Source organism: Kitasatospora sp. NPDC091276 (assembly GCF_040684355.1).
GTDB lineage: Bacteria > Actinomycetota > Actinomycetes > Streptomycetales > Streptomycetaceae > Kitasatospora.
The window spans coordinates 49,274-64,077 of sequence record NZ_JBFBFU010000041.1 but is presented as its reverse complement, the minus strand read 5'-3'; the positions used below and the strand labels follow the sequence as shown (position 1 = coordinate 64,077).

12 protein-coding genes are annotated in these 14,804 nt (G+C 73.0%); 8 read left to right on the top strand and 4 right to left on the bottom strand.

All coding sequences use genetic code 11. The annotated features are described in order from the left end of the window. Positions 1 to 251: 251 nt before the first annotated feature. Complete coding sequence (locus tag AB0O19_RS34475) at positions 252 to 2,819, top strand: AAA family ATPase (protein WP_363625213.1); 2,568 nt, start codon at positions 252 to 254, stop codon at positions 2,817 to 2,819. A 54-nt stretch (positions 2,820 to 2,873) separates the two neighbouring features. Here the strand turns inward: AB0O19_RS34475 and AB0O19_RS34470 are convergent, their stop codons facing one another. Further along, complete coding sequence (locus AB0O19_RS34470; protein ID WP_363625211.1) at positions 2,874 to 3,749, bottom strand: metallophosphoesterase; 876 nt, start codon at positions 3,747 to 3,749, stop codon at positions 2,874 to 2,876. A 225-nt stretch (positions 3,750 to 3,974) separates the two neighbouring features. On the opposite strand from AB0O19_RS34470, the gene AB0O19_RS34465 reads away from it, so the two are divergent. The 6 genes from AB0O19_RS34465 to AB0O19_RS34440 all read left to right on the top strand — a co-directional run bounded on the left by AB0O19_RS34465 (position 3,975) and on the right by AB0O19_RS34440 (position 10,604). Next, complete coding sequence (locus AB0O19_RS34465; protein ID WP_363580728.1) at positions 3,975 to 4,889, top strand: serine protease; 915 nt, start codon at positions 3,975 to 3,977, stop codon at positions 4,887 to 4,889. Between the two features lie 279 nt (positions 4,890 to 5,168). Beyond that, positions 5,169 to 6,659 carry a S28 family serine protease gene (locus AB0O19_RS34460; RefSeq protein WP_363625209.1) on the top strand — a complete coding sequence of 497 codons (1,491 nt, stop codon included), beginning with the start codon at positions 5,169 to 5,171 and terminating at the stop codon, positions 6,657 to 6,659. Positions 6,660 to 6,799: 140 nt separating this feature from the next. Further along, positions 6,800 to 7,465: a TetR/AcrR family transcriptional regulator gene (locus AB0O19_RS34455; RefSeq protein WP_363625207.1), complete on the top strand. Its 666-nt coding sequence runs from the start codon at positions 6,800 to 6,802 to the stop codon at positions 7,463 to 7,465. Continuing rightward, a complete protein-coding gene (locus tag AB0O19_RS34450; RefSeq protein ID WP_363625205.1) occupies positions 7,449 to 9,083 on the top strand; it encodes an acyl-CoA dehydrogenase family protein in 1,635 nt (544 codons plus the stop codon). The genes AB0O19_RS34455 and AB0O19_RS34450 overlap by 17 nt, the downstream gene beginning before the upstream one ends. After that, positions 9,080 to 9,958: an amidohydrolase family protein gene (locus AB0O19_RS34445; RefSeq protein WP_363625203.1), complete on the top strand. Its 879-nt coding sequence runs from the start codon at positions 9,080 to 9,082 to the stop codon at positions 9,956 to 9,958. The genes AB0O19_RS34450 and AB0O19_RS34445 overlap by 4 nt, the downstream gene beginning before the upstream one ends. A gap of 166 nt (positions 9,959 to 10,124) precedes the next feature. Beyond that, on the top strand, positions 10,125 to 10,604 hold the full coding sequence (locus tag AB0O19_RS34440; protein WP_363625201.1) for a hypothetical protein: 480 nt from the start codon (positions 10,125 to 10,127) through the stop codon (positions 10,602 to 10,604). Between the two features lie 7 nt (positions 10,605 to 10,611). On the opposite strand, the gene AB0O19_RS34435 is transcribed toward AB0O19_RS34440, so the two are convergent. From AB0O19_RS34435 to AB0O19_RS34425, 3 genes are all read right to left on the bottom strand, one after another. Beyond that, complete coding sequence (locus AB0O19_RS34435; protein WP_363580740.1) at positions 10,612 to 11,448, bottom strand: helix-turn-helix transcriptional regulator; 837 nt, start codon at positions 11,446 to 11,448, stop codon at positions 10,612 to 10,614. A gap of 135 nt (positions 11,449 to 11,583) precedes the next feature. After that, entirely contained in the window at positions 11,584 to 12,066 is a 483-nt protein-coding gene (locus tag AB0O19_RS34430; protein WP_063347418.1) for a DUF2269 family protein, read from the bottom strand. A 154-nt stretch (positions 12,067 to 12,220) separates the two neighbouring features. Continuing rightward, positions 12,221 to 12,928 (bottom strand): 4'-phosphopantetheinyl transferase superfamily protein, encoded by a 708-nt coding sequence (locus AB0O19_RS34425; RefSeq protein ID WP_363625199.1) that lies wholly within the window; start codon positions 12,926 to 12,928, stop codon positions 12,221 to 12,223. Between the two features lie 284 nt (positions 12,929 to 13,212). Between AB0O19_RS34425 and AB0O19_RS34420 the strand changes: the two genes are divergently transcribed. After that, positions 13,213 to 14,661 (top strand): choice-of-anchor A family protein, encoded by a 1,449-nt coding sequence (locus AB0O19_RS34420; RefSeq protein ID WP_363625197.1) that lies wholly within the window; start codon positions 13,213 to 13,215, stop codon positions 14,659 to 14,661. The last annotated feature ends 143 nt before the right edge of the window (positions 14,662 to 14,804 follow it).

The following is a 14,804-nucleotide window of genomic DNA, read 5'->3' as shown; positions in this document are numbered from 1 at the left end:
GCAACCCTAAAAAGCTTTTTGTCGGGGGTCCCCACCCGCCCCCCCCCCCGCCCGTCGGGTGGGCCGCCCCGGGGTCTCCCGTCTCGGGGGCCCGGCCCTCCGTCGTTTCCCGGGCCGCTCCGTCGGCGCGGCCGACGGGGCGGGGGAGTTGGGGGGTGCCGTCAGGGGGCGGGAGGGGCCGGGGCTCGGGAGGCGGGGTGGGGCGGGCTGTGTTTGGGTGGCTGCACACCGCTTGGGAGAGGTGATCCTCCGTGACCATGCCCCCGTTCGGATCGAGCGATCCGTTCTCCGATCTACTCAGCCGCTTCTTCGGGATGAGTCCGATGGCCTCCCCGCCCGCCGTGCAGCGGGTGCCGATCGGGCGGTTGCTGAGCGAGTCCTCGCAGGAGCTGCTGGGGCTGGCCGCGCACCGGGCCGGCGAGGACGGGACCAGCGACCTCGACACCGGGCACCTGGCCTGGGCGGCCACCCGGGTGGAGCCGTCGCGCCGGATGCTGGAGCGGGCGGGGATCGACCCGGACCAGTTGGCCGGTGACCTGGAGCGGTCGCTGCCGTCCGGGGACGGGGCGGCGGTGGACGGCGGGCAGCCCGCGCTGACGCCGTCGGCCAAGCGTGCGCTGCTGGCGGCGCACGCCCGTTCGCAGGCGGCCGGGGCCTCGTACATCGGGCCGGAGCACATCCTCGGCGCGCTGCTGGACCAGGAGCGGTCCGGGGCGGGGACGGCGCTGCGCAACGCGGCGCCCTCGCAGGAGGCGCTGAAGACGGTGCTGGAGGGGCGCGGCGTCGGCGGGGAGCGCAGCAGCACGGGCGCGCACCCGAGCGAGACGCCGACGCTGGACGAGTACGGGCTGGACCTCACCGAGGCGGCGCGCTCGGGCCGGCTGGACCCGGTGGTCGGGCGGGCCGAGGAGATCGAGCAGACCGTCGAGATCCTCTCCCGCCGGACCAAGAACAACCCGGTGCTGATCGGCGAGCCGGGTGTCGGCAAGACCGCGATCGTGGAGGGGCTGGCGCAGCGGATCGTCTCCGGGGACGTGCCGCAGAGCCTGCGGGACAAGCGGGTCGTCACCCTCGACCTGACCGCCCTGGTGGCCGGCTCCAAGTACCGGGGCGAGTTCGAGGAGCGGCTGAAGAAGGTGATCGACGAGGTCACGGCGGCCGAGAAGAGCGTGATCCTGTTCCTGGACGAGCTGCACACCGTGGTCGGCGCGGGTTCCGGCGGCGAGGGGTCGATGGACGCCGGCAACATCCTCAAGCCGGCGCTGGCACGCGGCGAACTGAGCGTGGTCGGCGCGACGACGCTGGACGAGTACCGCAAGCACGTGGAGAAGGACGCCGCGCTGGAGCGCCGCTTCCAGCCGGTGCTGGTGCCCGAGCCGAGCGTCGAGGAGACGGTCGAGATCCTGCGGGGGCTGCGGGACGCGTACGAGGCGCACCACCAGGTGCGGTTCACCGACGAGGCGCTGGACGCGGCGGCGACGCTGTCCGACCGGTACGTCAGCGACCGCTTCCTGCCGGACAAGGCGATCGACCTGCTGGACCAGGCCGGCGCCCGGGTGCGGCTGCGCAGCCTGAGCGGCTCGACCGAGGCGACCGGGGTGCAGGACCGGATCACCAAGCTGAAGCGGGAGTTGGACGAGGCCGTCGCGGACGAGGAGTTCGTGCGGGCGGCCAACCTGAAGGCCGAGCTGCGGCAGACCGAGGACGAGCTGGCGGCCGTCGCCGAGTCCCGCGAGGAGGTCGTCGACGTGACCGCCGACGACATCGCGCAGGTGCTGTCGTCCCGGACCGGCATCCCGGTCGCGGAGTTGAACGCGACCGAGCGGGAGCGGCTGCTCAAGCTGGAGGAGCACCTGCACGAGAAGGTGATCGGCCAGGACGAGGCGGTCACCGCGGTCGCCCAGGCGGTGCGCCGCGGCCGGGCCGGGATGGGCGACCCGGACCGGCCGACCGGCTCCTTCCTCTTCCTCGGGCCGACCGGCGTGGGCAAGACCGAGCTGGCGAAGGCACTGGCGGCGCTGCTGTTCGGCGACCCGGACCGGATGATCCGCTTCGACATGAGCGAGTTCCAGGAGAAGCACACCGTCTCCCGACTGGTCGGCTCCCCGCCCGGGTACGTCGGCTACGACGAGGCCGGGCAGCTGACCGAGGCCGTCCGCCGCAAGCCGTACAGCGTGCTGCTCTTCGACGAGGTGGAGAAGGCGCACCCGGACGTCTTCAACCTGCTGCTCCAGGTGCTGGACGACGGGCGGCTGACCGACGCCCAGGGGCGGACGGTCGACTTCCGCAACACCGTGGTGATCATGACCAGCAACATCGGCTCGCAGCGCATCCTCGACCACGCCGGGAACGTGGACGAGATCCGCGACGACCTGATGCGCGACCTGCGCCAGCAGTTCCGGCCGGAGTTCCTGAACCGGATCGACGAGGTGATCGTCTTCCACGCGCTCACCCGGAAGGACCTGCTGTCGGTGGTCGACCTGCTGCTGGAGCGCAGCCGGCGCCGGCTCAAGGCGCAGGACGTGCGGTTGGAGGTCACCGAGGCGGCCAAGGAGTGGCTGGTCAACCGCGGGTACCAGCCGGAGTTCGGGGCCCGGCCGTTGCGCCGGACGATCCAGTCGGAGCTGGACAACCGGGTGTCCAACCTGCTGCTGGACGGCACGGTGCAGGAGGGCGACACGCTGATCGCGGAGGTGAGCGACGGCGACCTGGTGGTCACGCTCGCCCGGCCGGAGGCGTCGGCGACCTTCGAGGAGGCGCAGGAGAAGGCGCAGGAGAAGGCAGGGGAGGAGGCGGGGGAGCAGGCGCAGGGGGCCTGATCCGTCGGAGATCTGCCCCGCCGCCGGACGGTCGGGCGGCGGGGCGGCGCGCACCTACGCCTGCGGGAAGACCTCGCGCAGCAGCGGCTCCGGCAGCCCGCGCTTGCGCCACTCGCGCGGGTAGCCGAGCGAGACCTCCTCGAACGGGACGCCGTCGTAACTGGTCTTGCGGGGGATGTGCAGATGGCCGTAGATCATCGCCGCGGTGTTGAAGCGGCGGTGCCAGTCCGCGGTCAGTTCGGTGCCGCACCACTGGGCGAACTCGGGGTACCAGAGGATCTCGGTGGGGTGGCGGACCAGTGGGTAGTGGTTGACCAGGACGAGCGGTACGTCCGGGTCGCAGGCCGCCAGCCGCTGCTCGGTCAGCCGGACGCGCTCGCGGCACCAGGAGTCGCGGTCCGGGAACGGGTCCGGGTGGAGCATCCGCTCGTCCGCGCAGACGATGCCGCTCTCGTAGGCGGCCGCCAGGGACTCCTCCTTGGTGGTCGTGCCCGGCGCGCGGAAGGAGTAGTCGTACAGGAGGAAGAGCGGGGCGATGCGGGCCGGGCCGCCGGCGCCCTGCCAGAGCGGGTACGGGTCCTCGGGGGTCAGCACGCCGAGGCTCCGGCAGAGGTCGACCAGGTGGTCGTAGCGGGCCACGCCGCGTAGCTGCACCGGGTCCTCGGGGTGGGTCCACAGCTCGTGGTTGCCGGGGGCCCACACCACGCGGGCGAAGCGTTCGGCGAGCAGCCCGAGCGCCCACTCGATGCTGGTGGTGAGCTCGGCGACGTCTCCGGCGACGAGCAGCCAGTCGTCGGGGCTGGTGGGCCGGAGCTTCTCCACCAGGTCGCGGTTCTCCTGGTAGGAGATGTGCAGGTCGCTCACGGCGAGCAACCGCCCACCCGCCCCCGTGGGCTCCGACGGCGCGTCGCTGCGGTACTCGGTAGTCACTCCTGCCCCCTGTGGTCACCCGTCCGATGTCGCCACAGTACGTGGCGGACGGGGGCCGTGGGGCGGGTTGACGCGATCGGCGGTGCGAAGGGAGGGGTCGGCGCACCGCCGCCACCGCGCGAACGAGCCATTGCGGCCGAAGTGCTTTCTTGGTGTCGTCTTGACTCTTGACAGTGAGTCATGTCCGCGACAGCTTTGGTGCACCCCCACACCGAGAGGTCTCTCATGAAGAAGCCGCTCATAGGCATGCTCGCCACCGTCCTGGTCGCCGGAGCAACCGCCCTCGCCGGCGCCCTCCCGGCCCAGGCCGCCACCGCGGAGGCCCCCGCCGCCGTGTCCGTCGCGGCCCGGGACGGCCAGTCCCTGAGCGACCAGGCCCAGGTCACCGACACCAAGGCGGCCCCCCGCGCCGTCAACTTCGCCGGGACGGTGGCGCTCAACAACTGTTCCGGTTCGCTGGTCCGGATGCCAGGCTCGGCCGCGAGCGACCCGGCCCTCGTCCTGTCCAACGGCCACTGCCTGGAGTCCGGGATGCCCGGCCCCGGCGAGGTGATCCTCAACCAGCCCTCCAGCCGGACCTTCACCCTCCTCAGCTCCAGCGGCAGCGGACTCGGCACCCTGCGCGCGACCAAGGTGGTCTACGGCGCCATGACCGACACCGACGTGTCGATCTACCAGCTGAACACCAGCTACGCCTCGATCCAGTCCCGGTACGGGATCGCCCCGCTGACCATCTCCGCCGCCCACCCCACGCAGGGCACCTCGATCAAGGTCGTCTCGGGCTACTGGAAGAAGATCTACTCCTGCTCGATCGACGGCTTCGCCTACCAGTTGAACGAGGCCGACTGGACCTTCAAGGACTCGGTCCGCTACACCTCCGGCTGCAACGTGATCGGCGGCACCTCCGGCTCGCCGGTGGTGGACGCGAACACCGGGCAGGTGGTCGCGGTCAACAACACGATCAACGAGAACGGCGAGTCCTGCACCCTCGACAACCCGTGTGAGGTCGACGAGAACGGCTCGGTGACGGTGCACCAGGGCATCGGCTACGCCCAGGAGACCTACGGCATCCCGGCCTGCTTCGCCGCCGGCAACCGGTTCGACCTCACCCTGCCCGGCTGCACCCTGGTCCGGCCCTGACCCGACCGTCGGGACGGCCCTGGCCCGACCGTCGGGACGGCCTTGACTCGACCGTCGCGAAGGCCCTGACCCGACCTGACCTGACCGCCGCCCCGCGCCCGACCGTCACGACGTGACGGAACCGGGGCGACCGCGCTGACCAGCACCGATCCCCGATGGGCCACCCGTGAACGGCGGGTGGCCCATTCGGCCGTCCACCGGGCGGCCGCCGCACCACCCGCGCCGCACTGTCGGTCCCGACAGGGCGGCAGTCATATCCGTTTGACCAATGGAGAGTTGATGACCACCACGCTGCGAAGGCTGCTGGTTTCCGTCCTGCTGATACCGCTGCTCGCGCTCGGCGGCCTGGCGACCCCGGCGCTGGCCGCCGGTGCCCAGGGCGCCGACGCCGCCGGGGCCGCCCACGGCCGGAGCCCCGCCGACGACCCGAATGCCGACATCAAGGACCGGCTGGCGGCGATCCCCGGGGTGACGATCACCGAGGAGAAGCCGACCACCACCGGCCACCGCTACTTCCTGCTCACCTACACCCAGCCGATCGACCACTTCCGCCCCTGGCTGGGCACCTTCCAGCAGCGCTTCAGCGTGCTGCACCGGGGCTACGACCGCCCGACCGTCTTCTACACCAACGGCTACACGCTGGGCACCAACCCGTCCCGCACCGAGCCGACCCGGCTGGTGGACGGCAACCAGGTGTCCATCGAGTACCGGTACTTCACCCCGTCGCGCCCCGAGCCGGCGGACTGGTCCAAGGCCGGCATCCGCCAGCAGGCCGCCGACTCGCACCGGCTGGTGACCGCGCTCAAGCGGATCTACCAGCAGGAGTGGCTCTCCACCGGCGCCAGCAAGGGCGGCATGTCCTCCACCTACTTCCGCCGCTTCTACCCGGACGACGTCGCGGGCACGATCGCGTACGTGGCGCCGAACAACACCGACGTCAACGACTACGCGGCCTACACCAACTTCTTCCGCACCGTCGGCACCCCCGAGTGCCGGGCCGCGCTGAACGCCGCCCAGCGCGAGCTGCTGGTGCGCCGCGACCGCCTGGAGACCCGCTACGTGGCCGACAACAAGGCCGCCGGCTCGACCTTCAACACCCTCGGCACGCCGGACCGGGCGTACGAGGCGGGCGTGCTCGACGTGGTCTGGGCGTTCTGGCAGTACAGCACCGAGGCGGACTGCGCCAAGGTCCCGGCCGCGGCCACCGCGACCGACGACGCGCTGTACGCGTGGTTCGACTCGCAGTCCGGCATCACCGGCAACAGCGACCAGTCGCTGGCGAAGTACACCGCGTACTACTACCAGGCCGCGACCGAGCTGGGTGCGCCGTTCTTCGACGTCTCGCACCTCAAGGGCGTGCTGCACTACGACTACAAGGAGCTGTACTCGGCCCGGTCGTACGTGCCGAAGGACATCCCGATCTCCTTCAACCCGAACACGATGCGGGACATCGACCGCTGGGTGAAGCACGACGCCGAGCGGATCATCTACGTCTACGGCGGCAACGACCCGTGGGGCGCCAAGCCGTTCAAGCTGGGCCGGGGCAGTGACGACAGCTACGTCTACACCGTGCCGGGCGGCAACCACGGCTCCAACATCGGCCAGCTGCCGGCCGCGCAGTCGGCGGAGGCGACCGCCAAGGTGCTGGAGTGGGCCGGCCTGGGCGACCAGGACGCCGCCCGCTCGCTCGGCAAGAAGCAGCAGATCCCGCCGTTCGGCCCGCTCGACGAGGAGGGCCTGAAGCTGGAGTCGCAGCGCCACCCGCTGTAGAGCGCCACCCGCTGTGACCGGCGGGCCGTGACACCGTGTGACGCCTTGGAGGAGGCCGTCCCCAGTCGGGGGCGGCCTCCTCGCGCATACGGCGGGGCCGACCCCTATCTGAAGAACTGAATCAGTGCTTCAATGCTTCTATGGCCTACCGACGCACGCCCGCCGTCCAAGCCCGGCTGGACACCCAGCGCGAGGCCGTGCTGCAGGCGGCCGTCCTGCTGCTCGCCGAACGCGGCTACGGCGGCTGCACGATGGCCGCCGTGGCGGACCGCGCCGGGATCGCCACCGGAAGCCTCTACCAGCACTTCGCCAACAAGGCCGAGCTGTCCGTGCAGCTGTTCCGCCGGGTGGTCACCCGCGAGATGGCGGCCGTCAACGCGGCCGTCGCCCTCCGGGAGGGCCCGCGGCAGCGGATCGCCGCGGTCGTCGAGACCTTCGCCGCCCGCGCCCTGCGCGCGCCCCGGCTGGCGTACGCGCTGCTGGTCGAGCCGGCCGACGCGGTCGTGGACAGTGAGCGCCTGGTGTTCCGCCGGGCGTTCCGGGACGTGATCGCCACCGAGATCGCCGCCGCCGTGGCGAGCGGCGAACTCCCCGAGCAGGACCCGGTGCTGACCGCCGCCGCGCTGGTCGGTGCGGTCGGCGAGGCGCTGGCCGGCCCGCTCGCGGCCGCGCCCGAGCCTGAGGCAACGGCCGCGCCCACACGGACGGCCGCGCCCACGAAGCCGGCGGGCACCACCGACGTGGTCCCCGCCCTGGTCTCCTTCACTCTGCGTGCCCTGGGAGGACGCGATGACAGCGACGCATGAGGTCACCAACCAGGTGCCCCTGCCGTACGGACACGACACCGCCGCCGATCCGACCCTGCTCGCCGCCCTGCACCGGGCCGGCGCCGGCTGGGCCGAGGCCGAGCTGCACGAGCTCGGCCGCCTGGCCGGCTCCGAGCAGGCCGCCGAGTGGGGCCGGCTGGCCAACGAGAACCCGCCCGTCCTGCGCACCCACGACCGCTTCGGCCACCGCGTCGACGAGGTCGAGTTCCACCCGGCCTGGCACGAGCTGATGCGCACCGCCGTCTCCCACGGCCTGCACGCCGCGCCCTGGCGGGACGAGCGGCCCGGCGCCCACTCCGCCCGGGCCGCCAAGTTCTTCGTCTGGGGGCAGGTCGAGGCCGGCCACACCTGCCCGATCTCGATGACCTACGCCGCCGTCCCGGCCCTGCGCGCCAACCCCTCCCTGGCGGGCGAGTTGGAGCCGCTGCTGGCCGCCACCACGTACGACTTCGGGCTGCGCGAGCCGCGCACCAAGCGCGGGCTGATCGCCGGCATGTCGATGACCGAGAAGCAGGGCGGCTCGGACGTCCGCACCAACACCACCACCGCGACCCCGCACCCGGACGGCACCTACCGGCTGACCGGCCACAAATGGTTCACCTCGGCGCCGATGTCCGACCTGTTCCTGACGCTCGCCCAGGCGCCGGGCGGGCTCAGCTGCTTCATGCTGCCGCGCGTCCTCCCGGACGGCGCCCGTAACCGCCTCCAGCTGATGCGGCTCAAGGACAAGCTCGGCAACAAGTCCAACGCCTCCGCCGAGCTGGAGTACGACGGCGCGGTCGGCTGGCTGGTCGGTGAGGAGGGGCGCGGGGTGGCGACCATCATCGAGATGGTCAACATGACCCGTCTGGACTGCACCGTCGGCGCGGCCTCCGGCATGCGCTACGGCGCCACCCGGGCCGTGCACCACGCCCTGCACCGGCGCGCGTTCGGCCGGCCGCTGGTGGACCAGCCGCTGATGCGCAACGTGCTCGCCGACCTGGTGGTGGAGTCCGAGGCGGCCACCGCCGTCGCGATGCGGCTCGCCCAGAGCACCGACCTGGCCCTGGCCGGGGACGAACCCGAGGCGCTGGTACGGCGGTTGGGCCTGGCGGTGGCCAAGTACTGGGTCTGCAAGCGCGGCCCGGCGCACGCCGCCGAGGCGCTGGAGTGCCTGGGCGGCAACGGCTACGTCGAGGAGTCCGGGATGCCCCGGCTCTACCGGGAGGCGCCGCTGGTGTCGATCTGGGAGGGCTCCGGCAACGTCGCCGCCCTGGACGCGCTGCGCGCCATGGCGAAGCGCCCGGAGACGGTCGAAGCCTTCCTCGGCGAGCTCGACGCCGCCGCCGGGGCGGACCGCCGGCTGGACGCGGCCGTCGCCGACCTGCGCAAGCAGCTCACCGACCAGGCCGACCTGGAGTACCGGACGCGCCGGCTGGTCGAGTCGATGGCGCTGGCCTTCCAGGGCGCGCTGCTGGTCCGCCACGGCAGCCCGGCGGTGGCGGACGCGTTCTGCGCCACCCGCCTCGCCGGCGACCGCGGCTCCGCCTTCGGCACCCTGCCGTCCGGCGTCGACACCGCCGGGATCATCGACCGGGCCCGCCCGGTGCCGGCGTGAGCGAATCCCAGGGGGTCCGCGCGTTCTGGCAGTCCCTGGGCCTGCCGGGCCTCATCGACGTGCACACCCACTTCATGCCGAAGAACGTCCTCGACAAGGTGTGGGCGTACTTCGACGCGGCCGGCCCGCTGGTGAACCGGCCCTGGCCGATCACCTACCGCGAGGCCGAGGAGCAGCGCGTCCAGCGGCTGCGGGACTTCGGCGTCCGGGCGTTCACCTCGATGCTCTACCCGCACAAGCCGGGCATGGCCGGCTGGCTGAACGCTTGGTCGGCCGACTTCGCCGCCCGCACCCAGGAGTGCCTGCACACCGCGACGTTCTTCCCCGAGCCCGAGGCGCCCGGCTACGTGGCCCGCGCGATCGAGGACGGCGCCCGGGTGTTCAAGGCGCACGTGCAGGTCGGCGGCTACGACCCGGCGGACCGGCAGCTGGACGAGGTGTGGGGGCTGCTCGCCGAGACCGGCACGCCGGTGGTCACCCACTGCGGGTCCGGACCGGTGCCGGGAGACTTCACCGGCCCCGGTCCGATCGGCGAGGTGCTGAAGCGCCACCCCGGACTGGTCCTGGTGGTCGCCCACCTCGGCATGCCCGAGTACCGCGACTTCCTCGACCTCGCCGAGCGCCACCCGGCCGTCCGGCTGGACACCACGATCGCCTTCACGGACTTCGCCGAGGCCGACGTCCCGTTCCCGCGCGCCGAACTGCCGCGCCTGCGCGGTCTCCAGGACCGCGTCCTGCTCGGCAGCGACTTCCCCAACATCCCGTACCGGTACGTGCACCAGCTGGAGGCGCTGGCCGGGCTGGGCCTGGGGGAGGAGTGGCTGCGGGCCGTCTGCCACGACAACGCCGCCGAGCTCTTCGGGCTGCCGGGCTGAGGCGGCCGGTCGCCGGGGGCGCGGCCCTGAGCGCCCCGGCGACCGGTCTCGGCCCCGGGCCCTTACCTGCGGGGTAATCGACGCCCGGCGGCCGGGCGGGCAGGGTGGGGGGCCCGGCCGGCGTCACCGCCGCCGGGCCCCGTCCCCGCCAGGAGGCTGACCCGCCATGTCCGCGAACACCCTCACGCCCGCCCGCCCCGGCTCCGCCTCCCCCCTGTGGACGGTGCGCGGCGTGCTCGCCCTGGACGCCCTGGTCACCGGCGGCAACGGCCTCGTCTACCTGGCCTTCGCCGGCCCGGTCGGCGAACTGCTCGGGGTCGGCCGTGGTGTCCTGCTCGCCCTCGGGCTCTTCCTCACCGGCTACGCCCTCGGGGTCGGCGCCCTGGCCGCCCGCCGGTGGCCGCCGCGGCTCGCGGTGCGGGCGGTGATCGACCTCAATGCCGTCTGGGTGGTGCTCAGCCTGGTGGCGATGGCGGCCTGGCTGGAGCCGACCACGGTCGGCGCCGTCTGGATCCCGGTGCAGGCGGTGGTGGTGGCCCTGTTCGCCGTCCTCCAGTTCACCGCGCTGCGCCGACGTGACGGCCGCGACGGCCGCGTCGGGGGCGTCGGGGGCGTCGGGGGCGGCACCGAGGGGCGCCGCACCTGAACCGGGCTCAGCGCTCCGGGCCGACCGCGTCCTGGAGGAACCGCACCGTCTCCGCGTCGGCCGGCAGGAGGGTCTCCATGGCCAGTTCGGAGACCGTCACGTCCAGCGGCGTGTTGAAGGTCGTGATGGTGGACAGGAACGACAGCACCCGCCCCTCGTGCCGGATCCGCATCGGCAGCGCGAACGGGAACAGCCCGGCGCCGTCCGCCTGCTCCCCGCCCGGGCCCGGGTCGTCCGCCGCCGTCGGGTAGCCGGCGACCTCCTCGTACAGCCGCCGCAGCGCCTCGCCGCGCAGCAGCTCGATCCGGTGCTCCACCCGCTCCAGCAGGTGCCGCCGCCACTGCGGCAGGTTCACGATGCGCGGCGCCAGCCCCTCGGGGTGCAGGGCGATCCGCATCGCGTTGAGCGGCGGTTCCAGCAGGTGCGGGGCGACGCCGTCGAGGAGCAGCCCGAGCGAGCGGTTGGCCGCCAGCACCCGGAAGGTCCCGTCGACGACCAGCGCCGGGTACGGGTCGTGGGCGGCGAGCAGCCGCTCCAGGCCGCCGCGCAGCGCGTCCATCGACGGGTCGTCCAGCGGCGTCTCGGGGAAGTGCGGGGCGTAGCCGGCCGCGAGCAGCAGGGTGTTGCGCTCGCGGACCGGGACGTCCAGGTGCTCGGCGAGCCGCAGCACCAGCTCCCGGCTCGGGCGGGACCGGCCGTTCTCGACGAAGCTGAGGTGCCGGGTCGAGGAGTCCGCCCGCAGGGCCAGTTGCAGCTGGCTGAGCTGTCGCCGTTCGCGCCAGCCGCGCAGCAGCGGACCGACTCCGGTACCCGTCGGGCTGCCCATGCCCGCCATGATCGTCATGGCCAGGACGGTACTGGACCGGGCCCGCCCCGGGGGAGAGGGCCTTCCGGCCCGGTCGGCGTGGCTTCGGCCGGCACGGCCGGGCGGTGGAGTCCCTCGTTCGCTACGGCTTCGGTACGGCTTCGGGGGCCCGGCTCAGACGCCGGTGCTCGACCCCGGCCGGATGACCATCAGCACCACGACCACCGCCCACAGCAGGTTGAACACCCCGGCCGTCATCGGCAGCAGCCGCAGGCCCTGGACGGCCTTGGCGTGCTGCTCCGGCGCGGTGTCGGCGCCGAGCGCGTCCACCGCGGCCTGCTGCCCGGGCAGGACGAAGAGCAGCAGCGAGAGCGCGGCGATCGCGGTGAGCACCATCGAGACGATGATCCAGGACTGCCCGAGCACGTCCATCACCTGGGCGAGGCCGATGCCCATCACCGGCACCGCGACCCCCAGCAGGGCGTAGACCTGGGTGATCCGGTGCAGGATCCGCAGCACGCCCGCGTCCGAGGCCTGGTCCGGCCCGCCGGCCAGCGCGGCCTTGGCCCGGCGCGGGAACATGCTGACGGCCACCGCGACCGGGCCTATGAACAGGACCGACGCGAGGACGTGCAGGCTCAGCAGGAACTTGGCCATGGCGGGGACACCCTTACATCCGGCGGTGGGCAGCTGGTGCGGCGGGCGTCCGGTGGCGGCGCGCCCGCGATCAGGCACGCTAACACCGCTTATCCGGGGGCCTGCCGCGCGGGTGGGCGTGCTCGTTCCGCAGGGCGGCGGAGCTCCGCCCTGGTCAGCCCGCCGTCGTCAGCCGGACGATCCTCGGCGCGGCGGTGCTGACCGCCGCGACGGCGGCGCCGTGCTCCGGGTCGGCCCAGTCGAGCAGGTGCAGGTCCTGGTGGCGGCTGCGCAGCGGGGCGCCGGGCGGGACGTCCAGGGGCAGGTCGGACAGGTCGACGGAGGCCAGGGTGTCCAGGGTGGCCCGCCCGATCTTGATCAGCGACTCCTTGCGCACCCACAGCCGCAGGAACGCCTGGTCCGGCTCCGGTGCCGCCTCGACCAGGCGCAGTTCGGCGGGGGAGAGCACCCGGCGGGCGACCGCGCCCAGCGACCCGCCGCGCGCGGCCAGCTCCACGTCCACCCCGACCGGCTGGTGGCCGGCTCCGGCCGCGACCACGCCCCGGGTGTGCGACAGGCTCACGTGCACCTCGGGGTGGTCCGGCAGGTACGGCTTGCCGTGGTCGGCCAGGCCGCAGTCCGGGCACTGCTGGGCGAGCGTGAGCGAGGCCGCCGGGACGTCGAGCAGCCGGGCGGCGCAGAGCCGGACCAGCACGTGGCCGGCGGTGAAGTCGATCCGCCCGGACTCGTGCCGGAAGCGGGCGGCGCGTTCGAGTTCGAGGGGGGTGAGCAGGTGCTCGCCCGCTTCGGGGTGCCGCAGTACGGCGTCGGCGGACGCGACGGCGACGAGCGGCGTGCTCTGGTCCTGGGCCTCGGAGGTCATTGCTCCAACCTAACGGGCGCGGGCGTCGGGCGGGGGCGGCGCGGAGGTCGTCCGGGCAGGGCCGGTGGGAGGCGACTGCTGCGCCGCGCGGTGGATTCTCGGATCGGATCTGAGGATCTGTAGGGTAGGAATCGCCCGATTTAAGGTTGGATGTCCCGGATCTGCGGGATCGCCAGCAGATAGTACGAACGGGGCAGGTTGTGCGCACCTGCTCCTTTTCCTATGCGCGGAGGAATGTGTCGATGGGTCAGGGCACCGGTACGCCGGATCACAGAACGACCGCCGTGAGAAGAGAACCCGCCACCCGCAGGCGTCGGACCGTCCGGGTCGCCGTGGCGACCGTCGTCGCGGCGCTGCCGCTGGCGGCCGTGCTGACGGTCGGTTCGGCCGCGCCGCTCGCCCCGCCGCTGGGCGCCTGCACGGGCCCCGACTGCCCCGCCACCTGGCCGCCGCCGAACAACGGCGACTTCCCCGGCCGGGACGCCAGCATCAACGTCTTCACCGGCGGCGACTACACCGTGACCGGTCGCGCCGCGGAGGCCGAGGGCAAGATCGTCACGCTGGGGAACCTGACCGTCGAGAAGAACGGCGGCGGCATCTACAACATGGGCGTCGTCGGCGTCGGCTCGCGCGTCGTGCCGCCCAACGGCAGCGACTTCGTCACCACCGGCGGCAACGTCGACGTCGTGACCGGCAACTCGATCCTGATCGGCGGGAGCGACTCCCACGGCCCGGCCTTCGGCAACCTGCGCCACGCGGGCACCGTCACCGGCACCGTCAGCATCGACCCCACCGGCCAGTCGATCCAGGACCCGAACGCCGCCGCCCCGTACCAGACGGTGCTCACCCAGATCGAGGAGATCTCCGACTGCGTCGGCAAGGCCGCCGCGACCGGCACCGTCGACATCTCCTCCAGCCAGGCGACCTTCACCGGTGACGGGACCAGCCTGAAGCAGGTCTTCAACGTCACCCAGAACCTCGCCTCGCCGAGCGGCGGGCAGATCGGACTGGTCTTCAACAACATCCCGGCCGGGGCCACCGTGGTGGTGAACATGCTCGGGGACAGCCCGATCATCAACACCTACACCGGCACCGGCCTGGCCGGGGACCAGACCACCGACATGCGGTCGAAGCTGATGTACAACTTCCCGACCGCGACCTCGGCGCAGATCCTCGGCAGTGCCCAGTTCCAGGGCTCGGTCCTGGCCGGCAACCCGGGCGGCACCACGACCATCGCCCAGCCCGGGATGAACGGCCGGGTGTACCTCGCGGGCAACCTGATCCACACCGGCACCGGCGGCTACGAGATCCACAGCTACCCGTTCGACGGGGACCTGCCGGACTGCCAGACGACGCCGAGCCCGTCGCCTTCCACCTCGCCGTCGTCGTCCCCGTCCTCCTCGCCGTCCTCCTCGCCCTCCTCTTCGCCGTCGTCGTCACCGTCCTCCTCGCCGTCTTCCTCCCCGCCCTCCTCGCCGTCGTCGTCGCCCTCTTCCTCGCCGTCGTCGTCACCGTCCTCCTCGCCCTCGGCCAGTCCGTCCAGCTCGGGCCCGGTCCCGACCAGCCACCACCCGTCCGAGCACCCGACCAGCCGCCACCCCGGTGGTGGTGGTGAGCTGCCCTCCACCGGCGCGGGCAACGCCCCGGTGGTCTTCGGCCTGGCCGGCGTCGGCCTGCTCGGCCTCGGCGGTCTCGCCGTCCTGGCCGCCCGCCGTCGCGGTCGCCACAGCTAGCGCTCGCAAGGAACGTCTGAACGTTTGAACAACGGCAACAACGACAACAACGGCCCAGGCCGCCCGTGTCGACCCCGACCGGGCGGCCTGGGCCGTGTCGACGGCCCGCCGCGGGCATGCGTCGGCCCCTCGCCCAGCACGGG

Bases quoted from the DNA above. Each gene is read 5' to 3' on its own strand.
- AB0O19_RS34465 (WP_363580728.1), top strand. From the start codon at position 3,975: ATGAAGAAGCCGCTCATAGGCATGCTCGCCACCGTCCTGGTCGCCGGA.
- AB0O19_RS34460 (WP_363625209.1), top strand. From the start codon at position 5,169: ATGACCACCACGCTGCGAAGGCTGCTGGTTTCCGTCCTGCTGATACCG.
- AB0O19_RS34455 (WP_363625207.1), top strand. From the start codon at position 6,800: ATGGCCTACCGACGCACGCCCGCCGTCCAAGCCCGGCTGGACACCCAG.
- AB0O19_RS34450 (WP_363625205.1), top strand. From the start codon at position 7,449: ATGACAGCGACGCATGAGGTCACCAACCAGGTGCCCCTGCCGTACGGA.
- AB0O19_RS34440 (WP_363625201.1), top strand. From the start codon at position 10,125: ATGTCCGCGAACACCCTCACGCCCGCCCGCCCCGGCTCCGCCTCCCCC.
- AB0O19_RS34435 (WP_363580740.1), bottom strand. From the start codon at position 11,448: ATGACGATCATGGCGGGCATGGGCAGCCCGACGGGTACCGGAGTCGGT.
- AB0O19_RS34430 (WP_063347418.1), bottom strand. From the start codon at position 12,066: ATGGCCAAGTTCCTGCTGAGCCTGCACGTCCTCGCGTCGGTCCTGTTC.
- AB0O19_RS34425 (WP_363625199.1), bottom strand. From the start codon at position 12,928: ATGACCTCCGAGGCCCAGGACCAGAGCACGCCGCTCGTCGCCGTCGCG.